A 3,756-nucleotide genomic window follows, 5' to 3' on the forward strand; every position below is an offset into this window, starting at 1 on the left:
CGAGTCAGCCCCCTTGGGCCTCTTGGGTACCTCTCCATTGCCGCAGAAACACACGAGTATTATTTTATCATGAATTCGTTTCTTTCGGCAAGTGGTCAGATCAGGCGATATCGTCCCGCTCTACCCTGCGTATGGACTGAAAGGCAATGGCCATTCCGAGCAGGCCGAGGGATACCGATACAAACGCCAGTTCTCCTAATCGGAATTCGCCGAAGCCGGAAGAGATAAGCGCGACGATCAACACCCCGCTGACAATGGTCGCTGGCACTGATTTTTTGCGCATTCCTACATACAGGGGGATCAGGCCTATCCCCGCCGCGTATACGGCACTGGCTCCGGTCTTAATCAGCTCCGATATTAGCAGGTCAGCGGTAATTTCGCCAGGAATGGCGTTTGCGAAACTGTTGATGCCTACTATAATCGCCCCAAGCGTTATATTCGACACAATAATATTAAGAAAAGTGAATAGCAGCACGATGATGAGCTTCGCATACATCAGCTTCATCCGCGAAATGGGATACGTAAACAGCAGGGTTATCGTGTTGTTCTTATACTCGTCAATAATCAACTTGCTGAGCAGAACGGAAGCAAAGATAATAAATGCCGCCCTTATAAAGAGATATAACGCTTCAAAAACATCAGAATAGGTTTCAAGTTCACTCCGGTCAATGAAAACGACCAGAATCATGAAGGCGAGGATTCCCAGATTGGTGATGAGTGCACCTTTCAGCATTCCAGCCAGCTTGTGTTTGCGAATTTCCAGAGAAATAAGCTTACGCAATGCCCTCACCCCCAATCAGACTTAAGAAATGATCTTCCAGTGTGTGCTTGCTTTTACTAATGCTCTCGATTTCCACATCCTCTATCACCAGCGCCTTATTCAGCTCATGCTGCGAAAGTCCTTCATCATAAATCCGGATGATGTCGGAATCCATCACTTTATAATTGGACAGATGAAGTATGTGATCCAGCACATAAACTGCCGCGCTGACCGAACGGGTAACCAGCTCGATATATTCCGTGTTCCGGCTGAGAATAGAGTCCATGGCCACCTCCTCAAGCAATACACCGCCGCGAATAACGCCGATCGTATCGGCAATCTGTTCAATCTCTCCAAGGATGTGGCTGGAGATAAGAAGCGTCATTCCATATTCCCGGCTGAGCATCCGAAATACATCGCGCAGTTCCTTGATGCCGACGGGGTCGAGGCCGTTAATCGGCTCATCCAGGATAAGCATCTCGGGTTTGGTCATTACAGCCCTGGCAATGCCCAAACGCTGCTTCATGCCAAGCGAGAATTCCTTCACCGGCTTCTTATCCACTCCTGTAAGCTTCACCAGTTCCAACACATCGGCAATTGCCTGCGGGTTGTAATAGCCCATATATTCACCGTGCAACAACAAATTTTCACGCGCGGTCAGCTTATCGTAAAAAACCGGATATTCGATAATACTGCCCATCCGTTTTAGCATCTCATAGGAACGGCTGGTCATAGGTTCACCGAAAAATTCGATTTCGCCTTCCGTCGGCTTTACGAGATTCGTAATCATCTTCATCACGGTTGTTTTGCCCGCGCCGTTCGGTCCAAGAAAGCCGTAGATTTCACCCTGCCTAATTGTCATGTTTACGCTGCTTACGCTATTTTTCCCCTTGTACATTTTGGTTAAATTTCGTGTCCGGAGAATTACCGTCATTTCCGCTGCCCCCTTTGGATTTCTCTTTCTTTCCTGGCTTAATTGTACAGAGCGGAATTTTCTTTTTTATTAATGCATTCTTACAAAAATCTTAAGAAGGCGACTCCATGGCCGTTATCTCCTTCCCCTGCGGACAGTTCAAAATTTTATCCTGGGGAAAGCCACCGTAAAAGCCGTTCGGACAAAGGGCTGGCTCACCAGTGAAATCCTTCCGTTCATCTGCTCCGTTAACCTTTTGGTAATCGTCAGCCCCAGCCCGCTTCCCTGGTAGACCCGATTGCGTGAATCCTCCAGCGTATACAGGCGCTCGAACACTTTATCCTGGTGGTCTGCGGTAATCCCTTTTCCCCGGTCCCAGACCTCTATGTATACGGTATCCGTGTCGCTATAAAGCCTTAGCCCCAGCACCCCTCCGTCAGCCCCGTACCTGATCGCGTTGGACAGCAGATTGGACAGAGTCCGGTCCAGCGCCTCATTATTCCCCCTTATGTAGCAGGCTTCATCGGGAATCTCAATATCTGCATCGATGCCTTTGGCGCCCAGGATATCATAGAAGGCCAAAATATTTCTGCGGCACACCTCGCCGGCCTCCACTCTAGCCAGCGGAAGCTCATGATCTCCCGACTCCAGCTTCGCCAGGTCAAAAAAGGTGTTCATCAGCGTAATGACCTCCCCGGCCTTCCGGTGGATCATCCTCAGAATCCGCTCCCGCTCCCCGGCATGCATTTCACCGTCTTGCAGCAGCGTTTCAATATATCCCAGGACGACAGTCAGCGGCGTCTTCAAATCATGCGACACATTAGCGAGCATCTGGCGCATCGATTTCTGCAGCTTGTTTCTTCGGGCGATCCCTTCATGATTGATATCCAGCAGCCGGTTCACATCAGTCAGCAGCATTTGCAGCTCCGGCCAACTGCTGAACATCAGCAATCGTTCCTGTGAGCTTCGTGAAATGATCCCGTCCAGTTTATCGTGCATATATTTCAGCTGCCGCGATTGATGGCGCGTCCTCAGATATTGCATCACAATAACCAGCAGAAGGAGGCCAATCACAATGCCAAGCGCCGCAGTCATCGCACCGTGTCTCCCAGCTTGTAGCCGATGCCCCACAGTGTTCTGATGTATTCGGGATGGGAAGGATCGTCTTCAATCTTTTCCCGCAGTCTCCTCATATGTACGTTAATCACATTCTCGTCCCCGTAATATTCTTCCTCCCACACCATCATATAAATCTGCGCTTTGGTGAATACCCTGCCCGGATGGGTCATGAACAGCTTCAGGATATGAAATTCCTTGGCCGTCAGCTTCACCTCTTCCCCATTCTTCACCGCCGAGTAATTATCCAAATCCACCGTCAGTCCCCGCAGCGTGATGCTGTTCTTCCGATTGGCCGCCTCTTCGGACGGCCCGCGGCTTGAGGCATATTCAGCCCGGCGGATAACCGCCTTCACCCGCGCCGCAAGCTCAATCATCGAGAATGGCTTGCTGATGTAGTCATCCGCGCCAAAGCCCAGCCCCAGCGCCTTGTCGACATCCGTATCCTTCGCGGACACAATCATTACGGGCACCAGGCTGGACTTACGAATGTGTTGAAGAATATCCACGCCGCTCCGATTCGGCAGCATCAGGTCCAGCAGCACAAGGTCAAAGGGACCCTTATCGGCAAAAGCCCGCTCCGCCGCCTCTCCGTCGAACACGCTCTCGATCTGATAACCCTCTCTCCCTAAATACGAGCCGACCATCTCGCTGATGGCTTCATCATCTTCAACCAATAATATGCGATGCTGCAACAACGTTCCCTCCCGCAATAAATTGCCCGGCCGGTCGGCAGGGAATTAGCCCTGTCGCTCCCGGGCGTTCCGAAATTCTCATTCAGCATACTCGTTCCATAGTATAAACTTACCAGAACTATTAAGTTACGGAAGCTTCAGAACGAATAAATTTATGACAAAAAACCTCCCGCCTTTAACAAGGCGGAAGGTTAGTTCCATTGCTATATTCGTGTTATGCTGTGGTGGCGGAGAGAGTGGGATTCGAACCCACGCACGCTTTGACACGCCTA

General features: G+C 50.4%; 4 protein-coding genes. All 4 read right to left on the reverse strand.

Annotated elements, in window-relative coordinates:
* Positions 1-100: 100 nt before the first annotated feature.
* Positions 101-781, reverse strand: coding sequence for an ABC transporter permease (locus L692_RS0121200; protein ID WP_025702023.1), 681 nt, complete (start codon positions 779-781; stop codon positions 101-103).
* Entirely contained in the window at positions 774-1,694 is a 921-nt protein-coding gene (locus L692_RS0121205) for an ABC transporter ATP-binding protein (protein WP_025702024.1), read from the reverse strand. The genes L692_RS0121200 and L692_RS0121205 overlap by 8 nt, the downstream gene beginning before the upstream one ends.
* A 138-nt stretch (positions 1,695-1,832) precedes the next feature.
* Positions 1,833-2,768: a sensor histidine kinase gene (locus L692_RS0121210; RefSeq protein WP_025702025.1), complete on the reverse strand. Its 936-nt coding sequence runs from the start codon at positions 2,766-2,768 to the stop codon at positions 1,833-1,835.
* Positions 2,765-3,484, reverse strand: a complete 720-nt coding sequence (locus L692_RS0121215) for a response regulator transcription factor (RefSeq protein ID WP_025702026.1) — start codon at positions 3,482-3,484, stop codon at positions 2,765-2,767. The genes L692_RS0121210 and L692_RS0121215 overlap by 4 nt, the downstream gene beginning before the upstream one ends.
* Positions 3,485-3,756 lie beyond the last annotated feature (272 nt).

It is taken from the genome of Paenibacillus forsythiae T98 (genome assembly GCF_000520735.1).
Classification (GTDB): Bacteria; Bacillota; Bacilli; order Paenibacillales; family Paenibacillaceae; genus Paenibacillus_AQ; species Paenibacillus_AQ forsythiae.

Bases quoted from the DNA above. Each gene is read 5' to 3' on its own strand.
- L692_RS0121205 (WP_025702024.1), bottom strand. From the start codon at position 1,694: ATGACGGTAATTCTCCGGACACGAAATTTAACCAAAATGTACAAGGGG.
- L692_RS0121210 (WP_025702025.1), bottom strand. From the start codon at position 2,768: ATGACTGCGGCGCTTGGCATTGTGATTGGCCTCCTTCTGCTGGTTATT.